The following is a 17676-nucleotide window of genomic DNA, read 5'->3' on the forward strand; positions in this document are numbered from 1 at the left end:
TTAAATTCTCTGTGATATTTGGACATAAAAAGACCCCCAGTAATTGGAATGTCCAACTATTGGGGGTCAGTTCATTTGGTCGCGCTTTTTTATGCGTTTGAAAAGGTTGTATTTGAAAGGGCTACTGTGTAACGAAACTGGCAAACAAGATGTCTTTCACCGGTGTGATGCCAGTTTCTGTCTTGAGAGCATCATTGACTGCCGCCGCCGCATCTTCTCGTGTCTGTTCACGCGCAATGGCACCGGAAACCTGATCTGTTGTACGTGCGCTTAAAAACATCACGATGGCATCACGGACTAATGGCATATTATGTTCAATCAAATCCACACGGGTTTCATCGGTACGAATGCTGATGCTGGTTTTAATGTATTTTAGCTGTGAACCTTCGCTAAGATGGTTCACAATAAAAATGGGTTTAAGCTCAATATAAGCAGGGGTTGGTGCATCATCCGCATAAGCGCTGGAAACAAGTACACTGCTTAAACACATTAAAAGCAATGTGATGGTTCGTCGATATAAAGGCATCATCAATGACATGTTCGTTTCTCGTATTCATTACAATAGTGAGTATACTAACTGGCATTTTAGCTTGCTGTCAGTAGGAATTTTGCACTTTCCGTTATTCTTGCTGTCACAATGGCTTGGTTTTTGTTTTGTTGGATGTTTTAGGGATCCCTATATGACAAGTTTTATTACGGCTCGCCGCTTTCATGGACTCATTGCTTTCATCGCTTTTGCTCTGCTAGGCGTGGCATTTTATATGGAATATGAAATGGGATTAGAGCCATGCCCTTTGTGTATGTTGCAACGCATCATGTTTTTTGGTGTTGGCGTGATCTCTCTGATCTCCGCTTTATTAGATAGTGTCAAAATTCGTCGAGTATGTGCTTGGTTGGTCGTGGTGTTCTCGATCTTGGGAGCGGCTTTGGCCATTCGCCATTTATATTTACAGCATTTGCCCGAAGATCAATTGCCTGCCTGTTTGCCGGGTTTGAGTTACATGTTTGAGGTGTTCCCATGGCAGGAAATCATGCAAGCCATGATAATGGGCACTGGAGAATGTGGTGATGTGGTGTGGACATTTATGGGCTTGAGTATTCCCGGCTGGACCTTAGTCGCCTTTGTGGGGATGGCCATTATTAATGGGATGATTGCATTGACAGAAAATAAAGCTACATCCTTGCCATAAAAGGTTACAAATCCCTGCAGGTGATTGCCTTGCAGGGCGGATTTGATAGGAATATGCTTGGCATAAGACGTAAAAATAACGAATTAGGTTGGAGTCTGCATATGTTAGAAGGTTGTAAAACAGCTCAAGAGCGGTGGGGCGGTGTACATGAAATCATTGACCGTTGGTTAGAACAACGCCGACAAATGATTGAATCTTTGCTTTTCCTTCGAGAGCGTGGGGAATTTACACCAACTGATACACCTAAGATTCTGAACCTTTGTGAAATGTTGGTGGATTATGTCTCCACTGGTCATTTTACGGTTTATGAGCAGTTGGCCATTGAAGCCAAAGAGTTCCATGATGATGGTGCCATTGTATTGCTGGGTGAACTCTTGCCTGAAATCGACAACACCACAGAAGTGGTGATTGAATTTAATGATAAATACGACACCAAAGAGCACTGCAATACCCAATTGGAAGCCTTACCCTTTTCTTTACAAGCGTTAACCGTGGTATTGGCAGAACGTTTTCAGTACGAAGATAAATTAATTAGGGAACTACATGAAGCGCACAGTGAAAAAAGCGCTTAAGAACAGTGTTTGGGTCATGATGAGTATGGCTCTGTTGTCTTGTTCTGCGGAATCGCCTGTCCGAACGGCTCAATACGCAACGCAGGGACTGTATTCTGCGGATTTAAGTCATGACGGTGCTTATGCTTTGGTTGGTTCAATTCAGCATGGTGGCAGTTACTGGAAGACATCTGTTAATGAACGTCGCTTTAGTTGGAATCATGCCCAAGGCGAATTCTCTTCTTTTAACAGTGTCGACATTGCGCCCAGTGGTGAATTTGCGGTAACCGCGGAAGCCCGTTCATTGGTTCTATGGCGTACAGTAAATGGTCAACCTGATGGCTACTGGACGACGCCTGGGGATATCCTGTCGGTTAAGCTGACCCAGAACGGTGACTATGCTTTGCTCGGCTTAGATGATCAGACCGCACGCTATTTCGATGTTAAGCGCGGTGGTATTCGCCAGACGTTAAGAACTGGTGCCAAGGTGAGGGCGGTAGATGTGACTGGCGATGGTCGTTGGGGCATTACTGGTGACGATTTATCTAAGGTAATGGTTTGGGATCTGCAGACAGGACAGAAAAAATTTGAATGGGCACTGAATAATCGCATTTCAACGGTGTCGATTTCAGCGGATGGCAAATATGCTTTTGCCTCAGCTCAGTTAGGTAATGCCAAAGTGTGGTCTTTGGTGAATGGTCGCGAATTAACTTCAATTGATACGGGTAAACTGAAATATCGTAATGTCACGATCAGCAAAGCCATTTTCTCTGATGACAACCGACAATTACTCACTGGCGAAGTAAACGGTAAAGTAACCTTGTTGCAAGTTAGTACTGGGCAAATGTTGAAAGAGTGGCAAGTGCATAAGGGGAAAAAACGTCCTTCTGGTGCCAGTGTCATTGCATTGTCATTTGGCTTGAGTAATCGTTTTTATGCCATAGGCAGCAACGGTTACTTGAATGTGTTGGAATAACCTATGACAAAGACTTCTTTTCCCGCTAAGTGGGCGTCTTTATTTGCACTTCAGGCCTTCATTTCGGTGGTGGCTGGCGCATTTGGCGCTCATGCTTTAACCAGTATATTGGATCTTAAGACATTGGCTTGGTGGCAAACTGGTAGCCAATATTTGATGTATCATGCTTTGGCCGGTTTATTGGTTTGCTTGTTTTATCATTATGTTGGTGATGTCCGTCGAATTCTTGTCCTGCTTTTTGTTGGTAATCTGCTATTTTCTGGCAGCCTGTATGTGATGGCGCTGACCAAATTAACTTGGTTAGGCATGCTAACGCCCTTGGGTGGAACCTGTTATTTAATCGCGTGGGCTTGGCTTGTTTGGCGATTGTGGCAAGCCAAACCCCTTTAACGCGCTTCAACAGGATAGAGTGATGGAAAGCGGGACAGAGGCGCGTTTTTACGTTAGCATAGCGCCCCAATTTTATACTGATGTTTGGCCTCTTTGGTCACATTAGATCTCTCGACTAGAGCAACTTGAAACGATAGAGCAGCATGAAAGATCAACAAACCGAAATTCAAGACTCTGAATTGCCAGAGTCTGACTCTCAAGACGCAATCAAAAAGCGCACCATACGAAGCTTTGTGGTTCGTGGTGGACGCATGACAGAAGGTCAGCAAAAGAATTACGATGCCAATTGGCAAGTATATGGCCTGAACTTAGAAGATGGTCGTATTGATTATAAAACGATATTTGGTCGTGAGTCTGAGGTGGTCTTGGAAGTGGGTTTTGGAATGGGTGCTTCCTTAGCTGAAATGGCCAAAAATGCGCCTGAAAAAGATTTTATCGGCATTGAGGTGCACCCACCAGGTGTTGCTAAGTTAATGATGCTAGCAAAAGAGCAAGGGATTACTAATTTAAAAGTCTATTGTGATGATGCTATTGAAGTGATGGCAAAGTGTTTGCCAGAAAAAGAAGCCAGTTGCTTTCAGTTGTTTTTCCCTGATCCATGGCATAAAAAGAAGCATAACAAACGACGCATTGTTCAGCCGTTATTTGCACAGCAAGTCGCAAATGTTCTAAAAACAGGCGGGCAATTCCACATGGCAACCGATTGGCAGCCTTATGCAGAGCATATGATGGAAGTGATGGAAGAACAAAGCCTGTATGACAATGCGGCAGGTAAAGCAAAATATTACCCACGACCTGAATGGCGTCCTCTTACTAAGTTTGAAAACCGTGGTGAGAAACTAGGGCACGGTGTTTGGGATTTGATTTATATTAAGAAGTGATCATAGATAAACGAGCTTACCTAAGTTGGAAAGAAAAAGGTGATTCTTGTTTAGACAATAAAAAAGCGACCAAAGGTCGCTTTTTTATTGTTGTGCTATGGGCGCTGGGTTACTTGATTTCCACGCTCTCACGGCTATTGCCTGCATCAAAGTATTCTTGGAAAACTTTTGGTGTACGGCCACGGCCAGTCCATTCATGCACTTTGCCATCAACCGTTAGGCGATATTTAGGCTCGACGGTTTTACCTTTTGTCGCACCAGCTTTTGGTGTGGTAAGAAGAGAGATCTCTTCCATTGTTAGACCACTTTTTGCGATTAAGTTAGCAATTTCTTCAGCACGAGCAGATTTTTCGGCTTGTTCAGCAGCTTTAGAGGCTTCTTCTTCTTTCGCTTTTTCTAATGCGTTGTTGAGTCCCGCAATTAGATTTTCAAGTTGCGCAACGTTCAGTTCTTTGGCGGCAGCGCGTGCTTTTGCTTTATTGCCAGCTAACTCAATTAATAAACTCATTGGTGGTTTCCCCTATTTAACGGTGAAAACTGGTTGCGTATGGCCCTGTACTGAAAAATAGATCCATCTTTTAAACCCAGTTATATATGTGTTCAAATGACAACGATTATTAAATGGCTTTTAAAGGCATTGTTTTAATGCTTTAAAAATTTAAAAATAGAATTCATGAATTATATTCAATGTAATCGAAAAGTCTAATTTCGTTGTCGATTCTAATCAAAATATAATTAATATGCTAATACAATTTTATCTGCTAATTGTTATCAATGTGTAAGAAAATAGGTTAATAAATGAAAGGCATTTCTCAAATTTTAAGTGACGAGTTTTCATTATCAAAACAATATTCCAGCAATATTATTGATTTGTTTGAAGAAGGTGCCAGTGTGCCTTTCATTTCTCGTTATCGTAAAGAAAATACGGGCGGTATGACTGATATTCAACTTCGGGCCTTTTATGAAAGGTGGCAGTATCTTGTTGAATTAAATAAACGCCGAGAGAGCATTCTTTCAGCCTTATCAAAAGATATAAATGTACCTGAAGAAATTAAACAAAAAATTCGAAACGCGATATCGAAAACAGAATTGGAAGACATTTATACGCCTTATAAAAAGTCCAGAAAAAGTAAAATGGACGATGCCATAGCAAAGGGGTTATTCCCCCTCGCTGAGGCAATATGGCAGGGGCGATGTCTTTCTGATGCCGCCAAAGTGGCGATTTGGTGTCGGCAAAACACGATAAATGTAGATCCCAAATTGGCTTTGCAAGGAGCTCAAGATATTTTAGTCGAAAAAATTTCGACGGACAGTGATTTATTAAAAATGGCTCGACAAACCATGATGAAGCAAGGTGTGATAACCAGTCGAGTATTACGAGGAAAAAATACAGAAGGAGAAAAGTTTCGCGATTACTTCGAGTATGAAGAAGCGGTTTCAAAAGTGGTTTCTCACCGTCTATTAGCGCTTTTTAGAGGTAAGAAAGAGAATATATTAAAATTAGGTGTTGTGTTTAAAGGACATGAAGGTTGCCCTGAATGTCTTTATTTACCACATCTAACAAGATTATTTGATAACCATCAACACTCTGCGTCTTTATCGACGGCTCAAAAGTCTTATATTGACCTTGCTTGGCGAAAAAAATTACAGACTAAATTAGAGACCGATGTGCTGGCACAACTAAAAGAAAAAGCAGAAGAAGGTGCCATTCAAGTGTTTGCGAACAATTTAGAAGACTTATTAATGGCGGCCCCTGCTGGGGCACATCGTGTAATTGGTGTCGATCCTGGGTTTCGTAATGGGGTGAAATTGGCCGTGATCGATGAACAGGGAAATGTTTTGGATCATGGGGTGATATATCCTCATGCGCCTCAAAAACAGGTGCAAGCGGCACAGCACAAGCTCTGTCAATTGATTAAACAACATCAAGTACGTTGGGCGGCAATCGGAAATGGAACGGCTTCACGAGAAACAGAAGCACTACTGAAGGATCTTATCGCGACGGAAGCCTTGTCGTGTCAGGTGGTTGTGGTCAGTGAAGCCGGTGCTTCCGTGTATTCGGCTTCACCCATAGCGAGTGCCGAGTTTCCTGATTTGGATGTGACCATTCGTGGGGCTATATCCATCGCGCGTCGTTTCCAAGATCCCTTGGCTGAGCTGGTGAAAATTGATCCTCAAGCCATAGGCGTAGGGCAGTATCAACATGATATTAAAGTCAGCGCCTTGTCGACGTCTCTTGCCAATGTGGTCGAGGATTGTGTGAACAGAGTGGGGGTCGATATCAATCTCGCGTCCGCGTCACTCTTGTCTTATGTGTCTGGATTAACGGAGCGAATTGCGCACAACATTGTGGCTTATCGAGAGTCTAAAGGTCGTATCGAATCACGTTCAGAGTTAAAAAAAGTCAAAGGCATAGGTGAAAAGTGTTTTGAGCAATGTGCCGGCTTTTTGCGCATCTTGAATGGTAAAGAGCCTTTGGATGCTTCAGGTGTTCATCCGGAATCCTATGATTTAGTGCGGAGCATGGCAAAAAAGCTAACACTGCATAGCCGTGAATTATTAAATAACGCAGCGGCACTTCAACAGTTGAAAACGTTAGCACCTAGCTTTCAAAGTGCAGGTAATTTTACTTATTCAGACATTTTGAGTGAACTTGCCAAACCTGGACGAGACCCACGTCCTGAGTTTACCTATGCGGCTTTTGATCAAACGATACAGTCATTAGACGATCTGCAGGAAGGTATGATGCTAGAGGGTGTGGTAACCAATGTGGCAGCCTTTGGGGCCTTCGTGGATTTGGGGGTGCATCAAGACGGATTAATTCACATTTCACAGCTGGCGGATCGATTTGTAAAAGACCCACGGGATTTAGTGCGAGTCGGTCAGGTGGTGAAAGTCATGGTGTTAGAGGTGGACGTGAACCGCAAACGTATTGCCTTAAAGGCGCAAGGATTGTCGTAAGGACTTAAGTAAAAAAACGCCAGTTAATTTATTAACTGGCGTTTAAAAGGGAAGTCAGATGCGCTTATTAAACCGCAGCAGCAATCTGTTGTTTTGCTTGATTAAACGCTTGTTCGCCTGGTTCACCTAAGGCTTGTCCACCGGCAATAAACGTCTCTTTCACGTTTAGACCAAGGAAGCCAAGGAATGTGTTGATGTAGGGTGCTTGGTGATCCATTGGTGTGTCTGCAAGGAAGCTGCCACTCGCCGTAAAGACGTAAGCATCTTTCTTAACCAAACCTTCTGGGCCAGTTTCAGTGTATTGGAAAGTACGACCTGCACGGGCAATGTAATCAAAGTAAGATTTCAATGTCGACGGGATGCTGAAGTTGTACATTGGCGCGGAAATGGTAATCAAATCAGCGGCTTCCAATTCGTCAATCAATTCATCACCAATGGCAACGATGGCTTTTTGCTCGGTTGTACGATTTTCTTCAGGTGTGAACAGTGCCCCTAAGGTTTCACTTGTAAAGTGAGGCAGAGGATTCGCATCTACATCGCGAGTTACCACTTTGCCGTCAGGGTTTTTTGCTAACCATTGATCTACAAAAGCATCCGCTAGCTGGCGAGATTTGGAGTTAGCGCCAGCGGCACTAGAATCAATGCGTAATAAAGTTGTCATGTAAACATCTCCTTAACAAGAGTTGAGCTTTAATGGCTCTGTGATTTGAAAGTAAAATCATCATATAACCAAATTATTCGATAAAAAAGTGACATTTTTTGGAGATATTGATCGAATAATACGATACTTTAATAACAAATTGGTTTGAGAAAGAAGCGCAAACGTGAAATCCCCAAGAGTGACATTAGAGCAATGGCGAGTTTTACAGGCCGTGGTTGATAGAGGTGGCTTTGCACAAGCGGCAGAAGCGTTGCATAAAAGTCAGTCCTCTGTGAGTTATACCGTGGCTAAGTTGCAGGAGCAGCTAGGTTACCCTTTATTAATTATTGAAGGGCGAAAGGCCAAGTTGACCGAGCGCGGGGAAGTTCTGTTACGTCGTTCCCGTCATTTGATCAAAGAGGCTGTTGAGCTAGAAGAATTGGCACATACTTTAGGGCAAGGTTGGGAGCCAGAGTTGGAGTTAGTGGTCGATCAGACGTTTCCAACCCCCGCTTTATTGCGTGCTCTGAAAGCCTTTGAGCCCCAAAGCCAAGGGACTCAAGTGCAATTAAAGGAAGTGGTCTTAAGTGGTGGTTTAGAAGCCCTAAAAAATGGGCACCCCGACTTAGTGCTCAGCGGCATTGTACCAAAAGGCTATTTGGCGGACCCGATTGTGGAAGTGGAATTGGTGGCGGTGGCATCACCTTCACATCCTTTAATGGAAGAGAAGGAACCGATTAATAACGAGCGACTCAGTCGAGAGCTTCAACTAGTGATTCGAGACTCTGCTGTTGAGTCTTCCATAGACGTGGGCTGGTTAGGAACAGAAAGACGTTGGACCGTTTCTAGCGTGCAATCGGCTTTAGAAATTGTGGTCAGTGGAGTCGGGTTTGCTTGGTTACCGAAAGCAGATATTTCAGACGAATTAGCCAATGGCAAATTGAAAAAATTGAGTTTGGTGTCTGGCAGTGAACGCAATTTTCACCTGTATGCCATCTTCGGCAAAGGTGAACGCACTGGGCCTGCGACAAGGTTACTAGTGGAATTGCTACAAGAGGAATGCAATGCTTGTCCAAGCAGAGTAACCCCCTTGCCAACTTAACGACTTAGTTCGAGTTAAGACGCAACCTGATCTTGTATGATGTTTAGCAAAGACGGTAGGAATGTTCGATCTACTTTATGGTCGTCTGACCATAGTTTCGCGAACGCAATGGCTTTGGGACAGTGAAAGAGAGTGGTCTCGACGGCAATTTTTACCACCAGTTTAGGGCGTTTTCGGCCTTCACAAAATCTATCTAATAAGGCTTCGTCTGTATGAAGGGTGGCAGAACCCTGTACACGAACAATTTCACCTATCCCCGGGATCATAAAGAGTAACCCTATTTTGGGGTTATCGATCAAGTTTCTCAAACTGTCCAAACGGTTGTTGCCAGGCATGTCTGCGAACGCCAGTGTATTTGAGTCTAATACTTTGACAAAACCTGGTGCTCCGCCACGGGGTGAGACATCATTAAATCCGGCTTGGTCTGTCGTGGCGATGACGACATAAGGACAGTGCTCAATAAAACGAATGGCATGCTCTTCTAAGTGTTTGATCTCTTTGCTTTCAGCAAGTGGATGAGGAGCATCGTAGAGTGTATTTAGAGCTTCATGGCTAACTATTTGTGTCATCATTTCCCTCGGATGAACAATTTGACTGGAAACTGGGTGCCGTATTGTAAATCAATCTCACCTATAAAAGTATGTTCTTCTTTGTCGGTGAAAAACGCTGACAATTATTTATTTAGAGTGCTCGAATAGAAGACATAAATCAGAGTGTTAGCGAAAAAATATAAAATTGTCATTTTATTTTTGACAATTTGACTTGTTGTGTTTTGGGGAAAACGATCTAATAGGTCAAATAGAGAACATTCCAATATTCATCATCAGATATCATACAAGGAAGCGTCATGAGTCAGGACATCGTAATTCTTGCTGCAGGCAAAGGCAGCCGAATGAAATCCTCTTTTTCCAAGGTGTTACACAAGGTTGGTGGCATCGCCATGGTAAGGAGAGTGCTGGCGACAGCCGCTGCCATGACAGAAGCAAAACTGCACCTAGTTGTTGGTCATCAAGGTGAACAAGTAGCAGAGCATTGTCAGGATTTTGCGGCCAATGTGGTCTGGCAAAATAACCCCCAAGGTACTGGTGACGCGTTACGCCGAGTGGCTTCTTCTCTACAGGCAGAGGGAGCAACCTTGACACTTTATGGTGACGTGCCGTTAATTCGAGCCAGCACACTAGAGAAAATGGCGGCCTTATCCACGCCAAATACCTTAGTTCTATTAACCATTTCCCTCGATAACCCAACGGGCTATGGACGCATTGTGCGTAATGCCGAAGGAAAGGTGTGTGCCATTGTCGAACAAAAAGATGCGACAGCCGAAGAGTTGCTCATTAATGAGGTGAATACTGGCATTTTGTTGGCGCCTAACCGGCCGTTACAAACTTGGTTGGCCGCGCTGACCAATGATAATGCTCAGGGGGAGTTTTACCTCACTGACATTATTGCTATGGCGGCGAAAGACGGCGTTGAGATAGTTACCGTGCAACCGGAAAATGAAGCGGAAGTGGCAGGCGTGAATGATCGAGTTCAGTTGGCTGCTTTGGAGCGCGAATGGCAGCAACAGCAAGCCATTCTGTTGATGAAAAATGGCGCGACGTTATTAGACCCAGCTCGCATTGATGTTCGTGGTGAGCTCACCACAGGTGAAGATGTGATCATCGACGTGAACTGTGTGTTTGAAGGTAAGGTTGTGTTGGGTGATGGGGTAGAAATTGGTCCGAACTGTCACCTAAAAGACTGTGTTATTGGTCATGGCACCGTGATTAAAAGCCATTCCATGATCGATGATAGCCAAGTTGGAGAAGCGTGTGATATCGGCCCATTTGCGCGGTTGCGCCCCGGTACTCGTTTGGCAAATAAAGCGAAAATAGGCAACTTTGTTGAAACCAAAAAAGCGAACATTGGTGAAGGCAGTAAGGTCAATCATTTGAGCTACATAGGTGACACGGAAATGGGGGCTAACGTAAATGTTGGCGCGGGTACCATTACCTGTAACTACGATGGTGTGAATAAACATCTGACGCAAGTCGCCGATAACGTGTTTATTGGTTCGAACTCCGCTTTAGTGGCCCCGGTTCAGGTGGCAGAGGGCGCGACCATTGCGGCTGGCTCCACCATTACGAAAGCGGTAGGCGAAAAACAACTGGCGTTTGCTCGTTCTCGACAAGCCAATAAAGATAATTGGCCAAGACCGGTAAAAAAGTAACCGTTAAAAATACCTATATGTCGTCGTATGTGATGCAACATATGACATAAAGCTTGAAACAAACAGTATTAATAGATTGGCGCATGTGCCGGTCTATCGTAAAAGGATTCAATATGTGCGGAATAGTGGGTGCGATTGCACGTCGTAATGTCTCTAAAATCTTAATCGAAGGATTAAGCCGTCTGGAATACCGTGGTTATGACTCGTCAGGTGTGGCGATTAATAACGAAGAGGGCGTGTACTCTCATCGCGCTGTTGGTAAGGTTCAGGCATTGCGAGACAAATTTGCCGAGCAACCTTTGGATGGCAAAATGGGGATTGCTCATACCCGTTGGGCGACACACGGTAAACCAACAGAAGCCAACGCCCATCCACACTTTTCGGGCGACGATCTCGCTCTAGTTCACAATGGCATTATCGAAAACCATGCGCCATTACGTCGTGAGCTAAAAGAAAAGGGTTATGAATTTAAATCGGAAACAGATACCGAAGTCATTGTCCATCTGATTCACGATGCGTTGAAAACTCAGCCTGATTTGTTGAAAGCCGTGCAGGTGAGCTTATCTCGTTTAGAGGGGGCTTTTGCGATCGGTGTCGTACAAAAAGACGACAATGAACGTTTTATTGCCGCGCGTAAAGGTAGTCCGCTTGTGGTGGGGGTTGGTATTGAAGAGAACTTTGTTGCCTCTGATCAATTGGCCTTGCTGCACGTAACAGATCAATTTATCTTCTTGGAAGAAGGAGATGTGGCGGAAGTGTCGCGTGATGCAGTGATCATTTATGACGCCAAAGGTGACGTTCAAGAGCGCCCTGTAAGCGTTTTTAACCACAATGTTGATGCCACGGATAAAGGTGAGTTCCGTCACTACATGATGAAGGAAATCTACGAGCAACCAAAAGTGATCAGTGCTTGCCTGGAAGGCCGTATCAGTGATACCAAAGTGCTGACTAGTTGCTTTGGCGCTGAGTCAGGTTTCCTCAAAAAAGTCGAAAACATTCACATTGTCGCCTGTGGTACCAGTTATCACGCAGGTATGGTGGCAAAATATTGGATTGAAGACTTGGCTGGCTTACCTTGCAGTGTGGAAGTAGCCAGTGAATATCGTTACCGCAAAGTTGCTGTGCCAAAAAACACCTTGTTTTTGACCTTGTCTCAGTCTGGTGAAACAGCCGACACATTGGCCGCATTGCGCATGGCGAAAGAACTGGATTACTTGACGACTCTTGCCATTTGTAACGTGCCATCCAGTACGTTGGTGCGTGAATCGGCTTTGACCTTGTTAACCAATGCCGGTACGGAAATCGGTGTGGCTTCCACCAAAGCCTTTACCACTCAGCTGACCGCTTTGCTGATCACCAGTGTGGCGATTGCGGTGGAAAACGGATTGAGTGCCGAAAATGAAAAAGCTTTGGTACAGGCCATGCGTTCTTTGCCAGCTCATGTAAACGATGCTTTGCAGCAAGATGCGCACATCAAGCAAATTGCCGATAAATTCGCCAATAAGCACAATGCGTTATTCTTAGGGCGTGGCGCTATGTTCCCGATTGCCTTAGAAGGCTCGTTGAAATTAAAAGAGATTTCTTACATCCATGCGGAAGCGTATCCAGCAGGAGAGTTAAAGCATGGGCCATTGGCGCTGGTTGATGAAGACATGCCAATCATTACCTTAGTGCCGCATAATGACATGTTGGATAAAATCAAATCCAACCTGCAAGAAGTGGCAGCACGTGGTGGTGAGCTTTTCGTTTTCGCGGACCGAGATACAGACCTTCATAATGAAGAGAATGTCACTTTCTCTGAAGTGCCAAAAGTGGAAGCCATTCTAGAGCCTATTGTCCACACCATTCCTTTACAGCTATTGTCATACCACGTTGCGGTAGTGAAAGGTACGGATGTAGATCAGCCGCGAAATCTCGCCAAATCCGTGACGGTTGAGTAATAAAAAAGCCCGGTTAATGAATTAACCGGGCAAACTCGTACAGAGAGTGAAAGGTTAATTGATGGAAGCAAGGTAAACGGCGGGGGAGCCATTTCTGTCTGAACCAAAGAGCACGGACTGATTGTCTGGAGTGAATGAAGGGTGTGGGTGATTTACTTGACGATCGCCCTCTAACACCGCCCAACTTGTGTTGTGCTCAGCAATCGCTTTGATACTATCTTTCTGTAAATCAATGACATATAGGTTTGGGTCATTGTCTATACTGTGGCCTGACGTGTCTGTCACATCGACCGGTGTGCCAGAGCCATCGCCAACCACTAATGTGCCGTCGTAGTTGCTCATCAAGTGACTGCAAGCTGGCATTTCACTTTCTACTTTAAAGCTTAAGTCGTCAGCATTCACCGAGCAAAGCTCACGCTGGTGGCTGTTAGGGCGATAAGAGACGAACATCATTTTAGAGCCATCGGGTACAAAAAATTCGTGTGTGCAGGACTCATTTTTGTCTTGTTCGTAGACTTTGCGTACATTCTCACCATTTTCATTTACCATCCACATGCGGGTCTCAACAAGATCATGTGGCCCTTCATGGCAAAAAGCGATGGTGTTGTCATCATTTGGCCGATAAAGAGGGTGGCCAAGCCAGATATTATCTTCAAACACCACACTTCGTTTACCGGTTTTCAACTCAATAGAAATCAACCGGCAGCGTGGGTTTTGGTGATAAAGCTGTGCAAATTTTTCCCAGCTGTCTAACTCTATGTAATCACTGTCTTTGATTTCGATGCCTACCACTTTTGAGCAATCTGTGTTGGGTACCCAAGTGCCGTATCCAACCCAACCTTTTGGAACTTCATATAATACTGTGTGTTCTTGAGTGTCTAAGTCGACACGAATCAGTTGTTTATTATGTTTGACGAAGATGAGGGCGTCGTCTTGAGTGGTGATAAAACCACCAAATACGTTATCGCCAGCGCCTTCGGTTAACTGAAGTGCTGTCTCTTCTTCTAGGTCGACGAGGTGGTAATTTCGGTGTTGATCAAAATTGGCTGCTAGCAATAATTTATTGCCATCATTAGTAAAACATTTTTGATAAAAATAATTGCGATTACAAAGGGCATTATTAGGCGTTAGCTGAATAATGTTAGAGCCCGTTTGAGCATCGTTGAAATGCTGAAATGGCAAAGATGATCTATGGCCGAGTGACATGAATCCCTCTCTTATTGTTGTTTCGTTCTGTCTGTATTCTGGTCTCAATGAATTCAAGGATAGACAAAATGGCAACATTTAGTCAATAAAAATAAAAAGCTGTTTTATTTTTATTATTTGAGTGGTGGTTCTAAGATATCATGGTGGCAGAGGTAGTGAATGGAAAGACAAGGGGTTTGGGATGTATCTATGAGAAATTTTCTACTATACTGGTAAAATTCTATTTCAATAAAAATGAAACTAACTTATGGCAAACGAAGAAAACAACAACCAGCAAATTGAACCAGTTTCCTCTGTTATGAAGGTGTTTGCAATTTTAAATGCCTTGTCTGAAAAGAAAGCCTCAGGTGTAACAGAGTTATCACAAAAAGTTATGACTTCCAAAAGCACGGTGTATCGCTTTCTACAGACGATGAAGATGCTTGGTTATGTCAGTCAAGAGGGTGAAGACGATCGCTATTCATTAACGCTTAAACTGTTTGAAACAAGTTCTAAGGCGTTAGACTACGTGGATTTAGTTTCCTTGGCAGAGCCGCATATGAATCGCATTGGTGAATTGACCAAAGAGGCGTTGCACCTTGGGATCCGTGATGGTGATGGCATTATTTATATCTACAAGGTAGATGCTCAGTATAATTTACGCATGCAGTCTCGTATTGGTGGTCGTAATCCTCTTTATTCTACGGCGATTGGTAAGGTGTTGTTGGCAGAGCGTCCAGAAGAGTATGTGCGAGATGTCCTGAGAGAGACCGAGTTTAGGCCTTCAACGGCTCGTACGCATCCAAATATTGATGCCTTGCTTGAAGAATTAATCGTTGTAAAACAGCAAGGTTACGGGGTTGATAATGAAGAGCAAGAAGAGGGGTTACGTTGCATTGCCGCCCCTATTTATGATCGTTTAGGAAATGTTGTCGCAGGCATAAGTTTGTCTTTTCCTTCTCTGCGTTACACCCAAGAGAAATTTGATACTTATACTAACTTATTGAAAGAAGCAGCCGCTGACATTTCTGAGAAGCTAGGCGATGTTAAGTCCTAATGCTTAACAAGTTTGATTCAATTAATAACAATGGAGGCTTAGGTCTCCATTTTTTTGTCTAGAAAAAGTTATCTCTATGATTTATTTATCCCATCTTAATGGTTCTATATATCATTTATTAAAACACCTTTTCATAAAATGTTGAATAATGTTTTGTTTGGCTGCTATAGTGTTAAGGTCTAAAACAAGAATACTAAGAGTTAACCTATGTTTGTTTACAATAATCAGGTCCCGTTGGAAGATCTTGGCGACGGGGTTTCTCGTAAAATTATGGCCTATTCCGATAACATCATGACCGTTGAGGTTCATTTTGAAAAAGGGGCGGTGGGTCCATTGCATAACCACCCTCATGAACAACTTACCTATGTATTGTCAGGTAAATTTGAATTTACCATTGGTGATGAAACACGAATCGTTAGTCAGGGCGATACGCTCTACAAAGAGCCTAATATCATGCACGGTTGTGTGTGCTTAGAGCCTGGTGTATTGCTGGATAATTTCACGCCAATGCGCAAAGACTTTGTTGGCTTAGAAGAATCTTATTATCAAAAACAGGATGCTTAATATGAAAATCGCGCTAATGATGGAAAACAGTCAAGCTGGTAAAAATGCCACTATTTTACAGCAGCTCAGCGAGGTCGCGGAGCCGCTTAATCATGATGTTTATAATGTTGGCATGAGTGACGAAAACGACCATCACTTAACCTATATTCATCTAGGGATTATGGCCAGTATTTTGCTTAATGCGAAAGCGGTCGATTTTGTTGTATCAGGGTGTGGGACAGGCCAAGGGGCGATGATGTCTCTAAATGCTCATCCAGGTGTGGTGTGTGGTTATTGTTTGGAGCCTTCTGACGCCTTTTTGTTTAATCAAATCAATAATGGTAATGCCATTGCTATGGCGTTTGCCAAAGGCTTTGGTTGGGCGGCGGAATTGAATGCGCGATATATCTTCGAAAAAGCCTTTACCGGTCCCCGTGGAGAAGGTTACCCAGTAGAACGCAGAGAACCTCAAGTCCGGAACGCGGCCATCTTAAATCAAGTAAAAGCGGCCACTATGAAGGATAACTACATAGATACGTTAAAAGCCATGGATCCAGAGTTAGTGAAAACCGCTGTGACGGGCGCGCGTTTCCAAGCATGCTTGTTTGAAAATGGTCAGAGCCCTGAGATTGAGGCTTACGTGCGTTCGCTATTGGACTAATTTCTCGGTTTAGCGATTCGTTCGTTATCTTGTTAAGAATAAAAAAGGAAGACATAGTCTTCCTTTTTTATTGGTCGCGCGGTCTGTTTGTATGGCTTAGGAGTATGAGGATGGAAGGCTTTGATGCATGGGTGTCTTTGCAGGAGGGGGAAGGGGCTTTTTTTAGTGTGCAGGCGGCGTTAGATGCCGCACCGAAGGATGAATCTTATTATCGAATTTATGTTTCAGATGGCCATTATCAAGAGCGTATTTGCATTACTCGAAGCAATTTAGAAATTGTTGGTGCTGGGCGTTCTAAAGTGATGATTCATGGGGCCGTATGCGCTGGTATGTTGAAAGAAGCGGGTCATATAGAGGGCACGCTTGGCAGTCGAATTGTTGAAATTGATGCCGTTAATGTCACCTTGAAGCACCTTTCCATTGCTAATCAGTGGGATTACCTTGCGAATCTACGAAAGCCAGATCATGATCCAAGCAAGCAGCAACACCCTCAGGCCGTCGCTTTATTGATTAATGAAGGTAGTGACCAAGTGCTATTGGATGATGTCTGTTTAGACAGCTTTCAAGATACCTTCTGTGCACAAGGTGGTAGGAGTTATCTAAGAAATTGTCAGATAAAAGGTAACATTGATTTTGTTTTTGGCTCCGGATGTGTGTTGTTGGAGTCGTGTGAGTTGCTGTGTAAGGTGTATCCCTCGAAAAATAAGGTGCTTGGGTATGTGGCAGCCCCCAGTACGAATCGCCATAGATTTTATGGCTTTGTTTTTCTACGATGTAGTATTTATCGTGAAAACATTGATTTCAAGTCAAATTTAGAAACTAATAACTATGCCCTAGGCCGGCCTTGGCATCCGACCAAGACATTTTCAGATGGCCGTTATGCCGACCCAGATGCAATCGGTGTTGCCCTGTACATAGAATGTGAACTGGGGGAGCACCTATATGGCTGGGACAAAATGCATGGTTTAGCAAAGGATAGCGCTAAGCGATACTTTGAACCTGATAAAGATGCCCGCTTTTATGAGTGGCGTAATAGTGGCGCTGGGGCGCTTCATTCTGGCTATAAAGGCGTGTGGCCCAAAGCAGAGAACTTCGCCGAATTAGGGCAAGGTTTGTTACCAGCATTACGTGAGGAAGTTCTAGGGGAGTGGGGCTTATCGTTTAAATTGCCTTCTAAATCATCCCGTCTTTAAAAGTGCCTACCAGAATCCGTTAACTTGAGTATTTTGGTTGATCAAACCCTGGGCAATTTTCTCTGTTCCATTTCCTTGTCACAGGTCGTGATTCGAATGTCTTTTAAATAACCGTAAATTCATGAAAATAGAATTTATTTCTGCAGTTTAATGGGAACTTAACAAATATAAGGGTACAATTGCGCGAATTTTGTCCC

The 17676-nt window shown here is 43.7% G+C and carries 18 protein-coding genes; 13 read left to right on the top strand and 5 right to left on the bottom strand.

The features are described from left to right. Nucleotides 1-121: 121 nt before the first annotated feature. Nucleotides 122-538 carry a flagellar basal body-associated FliL family protein gene (locus ACHUFM_RS06830; RefSeq protein ID WP_394180816.1) on the bottom strand — a complete coding sequence of 139 codons (417 nt, stop codon included), beginning with the start codon at nt 536-538 and terminating at the stop codon, nt 122-124. A 142-nt stretch (nt 539-680) separates the two neighbouring features. Between ACHUFM_RS06830 and ACHUFM_RS06835 the strand changes: the two genes are divergently transcribed. The 5 genes from ACHUFM_RS06835 (at nt 681) to trmB (ending at nt 3988) form a co-directional block, all read left to right on the top strand. Further along, nucleotides 681-1190 (top strand): disulfide bond formation protein B, encoded by a 510-nt coding sequence (locus tag ACHUFM_RS06835; protein WP_394180818.1) that lies wholly within the window; start codon nt 681-683, stop codon nt 1188-1190. Between the two features lie 101 nt (nt 1191-1291). Further along, entirely contained in the window at nt 1292-1762 is a 471-nt protein-coding gene (gene rsd / locus ACHUFM_RS06840) for a sigma D regulator (protein WP_394180820.1), read from the top strand. Beyond that, nucleotides 1734-2717: a WD40 repeat domain-containing protein gene (locus tag ACHUFM_RS06845; protein WP_394180822.1), complete on the top strand. Its 984-nt coding sequence runs from the start codon at nt 1734-1736 to the stop codon at nt 2715-2717. Before rsd ends, ACHUFM_RS06845 begins: the two co-directional genes overlap by 29 nt. Before the next feature lie 3 nt (nt 2718-2720). After that, nucleotides 2721-3107, top strand: coding sequence for a DUF423 domain-containing protein (locus ACHUFM_RS06850; protein ID WP_394180824.1), 387 nt, complete (start codon nt 2721-2723; stop codon nt 3105-3107). A gap of 143 nt (nt 3108-3250) precedes the next feature. Beyond that, nucleotides 3251-3988: a tRNA (guanosine(46)-N7)-methyltransferase TrmB gene (gene trmB / locus ACHUFM_RS06855; RefSeq protein WP_394180826.1), complete on the top strand. Its 738-nt coding sequence runs from the start codon at nt 3251-3253 to the stop codon at nt 3986-3988. 109 nt (nt 3989-4097) lie between these two features. Here trmB and ACHUFM_RS06860 read toward each other — a convergent pair whose 3' ends face one another. After that, nucleotides 4098-4496 (bottom strand): H-NS histone family protein, encoded by a 399-nt coding sequence (locus ACHUFM_RS06860; RefSeq protein ID WP_394180828.1) that lies wholly within the window; start codon nt 4494-4496, stop codon nt 4098-4100. A 290-nt stretch (nt 4497-4786) separates the two neighbouring features. Between ACHUFM_RS06860 and ACHUFM_RS06865 the strand changes: the two genes are divergently transcribed. Continuing rightward, nucleotides 4787-6949, top strand: coding sequence for a Tex family protein (locus tag ACHUFM_RS06865; RefSeq protein WP_394180830.1), 2163 nt, complete (start codon nt 4787-4789; stop codon nt 6947-6949). A 67-nt stretch (nt 6950-7016) separates the two neighbouring features. Here ACHUFM_RS06865 and ACHUFM_RS06870 read toward each other — a convergent pair whose 3' ends face one another. Next, nucleotides 7017-7610, bottom strand: a complete 594-nt coding sequence (locus tag ACHUFM_RS06870; RefSeq protein ID WP_394180832.1) for an FMN-dependent NADH-azoreductase — start codon at nt 7608-7610, stop codon at nt 7017-7019. A 163-nt stretch (nt 7611-7773) separates the two neighbouring features. Here ACHUFM_RS06870 and ACHUFM_RS06875 point away from each other — a divergent pair, with 163 nt between their 5' ends. Further along, on the top strand, nt 7774-8691 hold the full coding sequence (locus ACHUFM_RS06875) for a LysR family transcriptional regulator (protein WP_394180834.1): 918 nt from the start codon (nt 7774-7776) through the stop codon (nt 8689-8691). 14 nt (nt 8692-8705) lie between these two features. Here ACHUFM_RS06875 and ACHUFM_RS06880 read toward each other — a convergent pair whose 3' ends face one another. After that, nucleotides 8706-9263: an MSMEG_1061 family FMN-dependent PPOX-type flavoprotein gene (locus ACHUFM_RS06880; protein ID WP_394180836.1), complete on the bottom strand. Its 558-nt coding sequence runs from the start codon at nt 9261-9263 to the stop codon at nt 8706-8708. 275 nt (nt 9264-9538) lie between these two features. Here ACHUFM_RS06880 and glmU point away from each other — a divergent pair, with 275 nt between their 5' ends. Beyond that, the gene (glmU, locus tag ACHUFM_RS06885; protein WP_394180838.1) at nt 9539-10900 is read left to right on the top strand and encodes a bifunctional UDP-N-acetylglucosamine diphosphorylase/glucosamine-1-phosphate N-acetyltransferase GlmU; all 1362 of its coding nucleotides are present in this window, start codon (nt 9539-9541) and stop codon (nt 10898-10900) included. 113 nt (nt 10901-11013) lie between these two features. Continuing rightward, nucleotides 11014-12840: a glutamine--fructose-6-phosphate transaminase (isomerizing) gene (gene glmS / locus ACHUFM_RS06890; protein WP_394180840.1), complete on the top strand. Its 1827-nt coding sequence runs from the start codon at nt 11014-11016 to the stop codon at nt 12838-12840. A 54-nt stretch (nt 12841-12894) separates the two neighbouring features. On the opposite strand, the gene ACHUFM_RS06895 is transcribed toward glmS, so the two are convergent. Further along, on the bottom strand, nt 12895-14046 hold the full coding sequence (locus ACHUFM_RS06895) for an oligogalacturonate lyase family protein (protein WP_394180842.1): 1152 nt from the start codon (nt 14044-14046) through the stop codon (nt 12895-12897). A 247-nt stretch (nt 14047-14293) separates the two neighbouring features. Here ACHUFM_RS06895 and kdgR point away from each other — a divergent pair, with 247 nt between their 5' ends. The 4 genes from kdgR to ACHUFM_RS06915 all read left to right on the top strand — a co-directional run bounded on the left by kdgR (nt 14294) and on the right by ACHUFM_RS06915 (nt 17479). Further along, nucleotides 14294-15082: a DNA-binding transcriptional regulator KdgR gene (kdgR, locus tag ACHUFM_RS06900; protein ID WP_394180844.1), complete on the top strand. Its 789-nt coding sequence runs from the start codon at nt 14294-14296 to the stop codon at nt 15080-15082. A 207-nt stretch (nt 15083-15289) separates the two neighbouring features. Further along, entirely contained in the window at nt 15290-15646 is a 357-nt protein-coding gene (locus ACHUFM_RS06905) for a cupin domain-containing protein (protein ID WP_394180846.1), read from the top strand. A gap of 1 nt (nt 15647) precedes the next feature. Continuing rightward, complete coding sequence (locus ACHUFM_RS06910; protein ID WP_394180848.1) at nt 15648-16286, top strand: RpiB/LacA/LacB family sugar-phosphate isomerase; 639 nt, start codon at nt 15648-15650, stop codon at nt 16284-16286. 110 nt (nt 16287-16396) lie between these two features. Continuing rightward, nucleotides 16397-17479, top strand: coding sequence for a pectinesterase family protein (locus tag ACHUFM_RS06915; RefSeq protein ID WP_394180850.1), 1083 nt, complete (start codon nt 16397-16399; stop codon nt 17477-17479). Nucleotides 17480-17676 lie beyond the last annotated feature (197 nt).

The sequence above is a fragment of the Marinomonas posidonica genome (assembly GCF_043643765.1).
In the GTDB taxonomy this organism is placed as follows: domain Bacteria; phylum Pseudomonadota; class Gammaproteobacteria; order Pseudomonadales; family Marinomonadaceae; genus Marinomonas; species Marinomonas posidonica_A.

Coding starts and splice junctions, on each gene's coding strand:
- rsd (WP_394180820.1), top strand. CDS start 1,292: ATGTTAGAAGGTTGTAAAACAGCTCAAGAGCGGTGGGGCGGTGTACAT.
- ACHUFM_RS06870 (WP_394180832.1), bottom strand. CDS start 7,610: ATGACAACTTTATTACGCATTGATTCTAGTGCCGCTGGCGCTAACTCC.
- ACHUFM_RS06835 (WP_394180818.1), top strand. CDS start 681: ATGACAAGTTTTATTACGGCTCGCCGCTTTCATGGACTCATTGCTTTC.
- glmU (WP_394180838.1), top strand. CDS start 9,539: ATGAGTCAGGACATCGTAATTCTTGCTGCAGGCAAAGGCAGCCGAATG.
- ACHUFM_RS06880 (WP_394180836.1), bottom strand. CDS start 9,263: ATGATGACACAAATAGTTAGCCATGAAGCTCTAAATACACTCTACGAT.
- ACHUFM_RS06850 (WP_394180824.1), top strand. CDS start 2,721: ATGACAAAGACTTCTTTTCCCGCTAAGTGGGCGTCTTTATTTGCACTT.
- ACHUFM_RS06830 (WP_394180816.1), bottom strand. CDS start 538: ATGTCATTGATGATGCCTTTATATCGACGAACCATCACATTGCTTTTA.
- ACHUFM_RS06860 (WP_394180828.1), bottom strand. CDS start 4,496: ATGAGTTTATTAATTGAGTTAGCTGGCAATAAAGCAAAAGCACGCGCT.
- trmB (WP_394180826.1), top strand. CDS start 3,251: ATGAAAGATCAACAAACCGAAATTCAAGACTCTGAATTGCCAGAGTCT.
- glmS (WP_394180840.1), top strand. CDS start 11,014: ATGTGCGGAATAGTGGGTGCGATTGCACGTCGTAATGTCTCTAAAATC.
- ACHUFM_RS06895 (WP_394180842.1), bottom strand. CDS start 14,046: ATGTCACTCGGCCATAGATCATCTTTGCCATTTCAGCATTTCAACGAT.
- kdgR (WP_394180844.1), top strand. CDS start 14,294: ATGGCAAACGAAGAAAACAACAACCAGCAAATTGAACCAGTTTCCTCT.
- ACHUFM_RS06910 (WP_394180848.1), top strand. CDS start 15,648: ATGAAAATCGCGCTAATGATGGAAAACAGTCAAGCTGGTAAAAATGCC.
- ACHUFM_RS06845 (WP_394180822.1), top strand. CDS start 1,734: ATGAAGCGCACAGTGAAAAAAGCGCTTAAGAACAGTGTTTGGGTCATG.
- ACHUFM_RS06905 (WP_394180846.1), top strand. CDS start 15,290: ATGTTTGTTTACAATAATCAGGTCCCGTTGGAAGATCTTGGCGACGGG.
- ACHUFM_RS06865 (WP_394180830.1), top strand. CDS start 4,787: ATGAAAGGCATTTCTCAAATTTTAAGTGACGAGTTTTCATTATCAAAA.
- ACHUFM_RS06915 (WP_394180850.1), top strand. CDS start 16,397: ATGGAAGGCTTTGATGCATGGGTGTCTTTGCAGGAGGGGGAAGGGGCT.